At 29.0% G+C, this 4,005-nt stretch carries 3 protein-coding genes and 1 pseudogene; 1 reads left to right on the top strand and 3 read right to left on the bottom strand.

The features are described 5' to 3' along the window. The 3 genes and pseudogenes from EK368_RS15200 to EK368_RS11220 form a co-directional block, all read right to left on the bottom strand. A pseudogene (locus EK368_RS15200) lies at positions 1-872 on the bottom strand (HTH domain-containing protein); the annotation flags it as partial. Between the two features lie 182 nt (positions 873-1,054). After that, the gene (locus tag EK368_RS11215; protein WP_129599764.1) at positions 1,055-1,807 is read right to left on the bottom strand and encodes a hypothetical protein; all 753 of its coding nucleotides are present in this window, start codon (positions 1,805-1,807) and stop codon (positions 1,055-1,057) included. 679 nt (positions 1,808-2,486) lie between these two features. Beyond that, the gene (locus tag EK368_RS11220; protein WP_165000428.1) at positions 2,487-2,987 is read right to left on the bottom strand and encodes an IS3 family transposase; all 501 of its coding nucleotides are present in this window, start codon (positions 2,985-2,987) and stop codon (positions 2,487-2,489) included. Between the two features lie 338 nt (positions 2,988-3,325). Between EK368_RS11220 and EK368_RS11225 the strand changes: the two genes are divergently transcribed. Next, positions 3,326-4,005 (top strand): DUF881 domain-containing protein (locus tag EK368_RS11225; protein ID WP_165000429.1); only part of this gene is annotated, 680 nt, incomplete at its 3' end.

Here is a 4,005-nt window from a genome sequence, read left to right on the forward strand (position 1 = left end):
TGTAATATCTGTCAATAATACTTTTCTTGGTATTTCCTGTTTAAACTCTCTATTTAATAAATTGGGCATAACAGTATGTTCTTTAGTAGCTTTCATCATTCGCCTATAGGGGTTGGCTTTTCTAATCGGACAAAAGATATTGAACTTATTCATAATTCTTCTTATACGCTTTAGATTGTATTTAATATTGAATTCATTTTCTAATACCATTTTAATTTGTCTAGCACCTTTTTTCTTATTTTTAAAGTTAAAAGCTTTCAAAACATTGTCTTTAATGAGTTCGTCTGAAGTATTGATTTGCTCTCTTTTTAGTTTGCTTTTATTAGAAAAGTAATTATAGTAACCAGATCTTGATACCCCAGAAATTTTGCATAAATGAGTAATTATATTCTTAAGTTTATACTTATCAATTGTATTTTTAATAGCTATATATTTTTCAGCAGTCATTAGTTCTATTTTTGCTTCAACACTCCTCTTTCTATCATATCTAGCTTTTTTAACAATTCATTTTCAGCCTTCAATAACTTATTCTGCGCTTCTAATCGAGCATATTTTTCTTCTATGGAAAGATCTTTAGTAGTTGGTCTGCCAGTATTGTTTTTTCTGGTGTCTTGAAGTCTGCTGACACCGCCGTACTTGTATGAAGCCCGCCACCTATTTCCGCAAGATTTAATTCTTTGCATGCCTAAAACATTTATATCGAATCCAGCATTTTCAAATATTTGCCTTGGAAATTTTCCTTTTTCATTTTCAACTATAAATAATCGTTTAAATTCATCTGTGTAAGTAATGCCCTTATTGCTAACATTTCTTACATATTTATTTTTAGATAATAACCTAACTTCTTCATTAGTAAATAATCTCTTGCTCATATAATTTTCTCCAAATCTAATATATTTATTTTAGTATACACAAAAATACCCTATAGGGTAGACTTTTTTTAAATCGTCTACTCTATAGGGTACATTTTATAATGATATTTGCTTGGAGAAGCTTTTTATGTACTACTAATTTTGCTTAAAGTTAGGGTGATTTGATCAAATCAAAATCCAAACTAGTTAGTTATAGTTTTAATATCTTTTGCTTTAGGTGGAGTGATTTTAAATTTGCCGATTACAGTCTTACCATCTGATTTGTATAAAGGAATGAATCGTGGACTTTTATTTTTCATAATCTTTACAGCTTCTTGAGGCGACTTCGCTATATTTGCATTTAAATCAGAACTTCTAACATATCCTTCGACACCGTCCACACCTTCTGCCAAAATTAGATCTGGTTCTTCTTCAATACTTCTGGCTTTTGCAGCAGTACCATATGTTTCTCCAGAGGAATTCATTCTAGTAGATGATTTGAATTTTGCACTCGGACTAGCAGTAGTTGATTTTGTTGTGTAACCATTTCCATTCCAAAGAGCTGTCATGCCTTGGCTATACATATAACCTGAATAATCTGACACATCAACAGGCACATCATATCCAGCAGAAGAACCATCCGTATATTCCCAACCACCAGATTCTAATAAAGTACCTGTGGATGAGCTATACGCTTTAGGGTTTACACCCATTGATCCTGGAGGAAGATTACTTGATCCATCATTATTTATTACAGTACGAGCTTGAGCATACCTACTGGCATGTCTAGCTGTATATGAGCCTGCTGAATATGACGATGAACTTCCCCAATAATCCGTTGCTGCAAATACGCAAATGCAGCTAAATATCGTGAATGTTACTAATACGGCCCCAGCCGGAATTATCCTTTTCATTTTTAATTTCATTTTTAATTTTCTCTCCCTTCTCTCTTGCATGTTGTTTTTATTGGCCTAAAAGACACTTATTTCAATGATACAAGATCAATCACTCTCTATTTTATTTTGCAAACTATATAAACCAGCAATGTCCAAAACACTCACGAATTATTGTGTGTTTTATATTTGTTATTGTTGAGGGCTTTATTTAACCCTAAACATAATGCTACCACAAAATAAATACCGTCGTTACATTCTATTCGACGATCACTCTGGTTAATAATTCGCAAGCATGAAGCCTACATCTAATAAAAATTCCCATAATATGACTATGTAATATTTTATCAAGAATACATATATTGTAAACTAGGTAATATAATACCGTATTTGCATATATCCTAGGTTCATCCTTATAGTACCATATATTGAATATATTGTAAAATGCATGGTATTATATCCCTACTTTATCAAAAACTATGTTTCTTAAAATTTCTAATGCTCTTATGATGACACAAAATATAAAAACAATACTTTCATTTTATAAAAAACTATCATTTCAAAAAGCATGAATATTGTTACTTATAACCTTAAAGTGGTTTTTGCTGGTTTTAATGACTACACTGAGCTTTTCTCGATAAACTGGACACTATTAAGTTAGATTTTCTTCTGTTTTCTCAGAAATTCTATTTTTTCGATTTGATATATTACATTATTTACCATATTCTGTGTATGGTTTCTTTCAGTAATATGCAGCTTGATGTGCATAGTACATTTGTCTGAAAGCATACGGAGTCATGTAATTCAATGCCTGATGTCTTCTTTTTCGATTGTAAAAAGTTTCAATATACCAAAATATGTCCCTCCGAGCTTGTTCACGAGTAGCATATTTTGTATTGTAAAGCATCTCACACTTAATTGTACTGAAAAATGTTTCTGCACAAGCATTATCATAGCAATTACCTTTGCGGCTCATGCTGCAAATCATATTGTTTTTCTTTAACAAGGCTTGGTAATCTTGACTGCAATACTGAACTCCACGATCGGAGTGATGTATGAGCCCTTTAGAAGGTTTATGTCTCATAACAGTATTATTAAGAGCTTTTATACACAATTCTGTTCTCATGTTATCAGTAGTTGCCCAACCTACAATTTCTTTTGTAAATAGAGAATCAAAGGGACAGGTACTTTGATTCAGAATTTTAGAAGGTTTAAATAAAACTTCTAAAGAATTTGAGAACAAAAATTCTTTAGAAGTTAAAAATTTAAGAAGTAAAGAACTTAAAGTTAAAAGAAAAGATATGTTTTCTTTATGATTCTAAGAAAGATAAACAAGCAATATACAGTATAAAATCAAGGCTCCTAGTAACTTAGGAGCCTTATCGTTAGCTAAATACATATTTAAGGTATATATAACTATATCTAAGATTTACAAATAATGTTAAAATGTATTATGATTTAAAAAAGAATATATCAGTTAATTCGTTAATTGATTGTATGATTTTACAATAATTTACAAATAGATTTCTTTACAAAATATCTATTTTATAATAATTAAATGAAATAGGTGGGGGACTAATATTGAAAAAAAATAGTGTAGCCATACTATTGTGTTTTATTTCTTTAGGAATATTTTTTTCTATTCAATTTAAAACTCTAGAAAAATTAACAAAAGGTAGAATCCCGAGTATAGAAGCAAAAAAATTAGAAATTGAATTTAAAAAATTACAAAAAGAAAAAAAAGAGTTATTAAATCAATTAGCCTTATTAGATTATGAAATAAATCAATTAAAAAATCATGAACTTGAGAAAAATATTAGCTTGAAGGAAACTGAAAATAGTATTAGTAAATATAGATTATTAAGTAATCAAACAAATGTTGAAGGTCCAGGAGTTGTAATAAAAATAGAGGGGATTAAATCAAATACCTTAGATGTTTTATTAGAATCAAATGAAAACAAAGATCAATTTAATCTTCAATGGTGTGCTGAATATTTATTATTAATAATCAATATTTTAAATTCAGCTGATGCAGAAGCTATTTGTATAAATAATGAAAGAATAGCTTTGGATACAAATATTATTTTTTCTAAAAATACAATAATTATAAATGATAAAAAAATGACCTTTCCTTTTGAAATAAAATGTATAGGCAACCCAAAAAAATTAGAACAAATTCTAAACGTAAAGTATGGACTAATATGGCAGATAAAAAGTAAAAATAATTTTTATATAAAAGGTCTGCATATAGATGTAGAAAG

Source organism: Anaerophilus nitritigenes (assembly GCF_004138215.1).
Classification (GTDB): Bacteria; Bacillota; Clostridia; order Peptostreptococcales; family Thermotaleaceae; genus Anaerophilus; species Anaerophilus nitritogenes.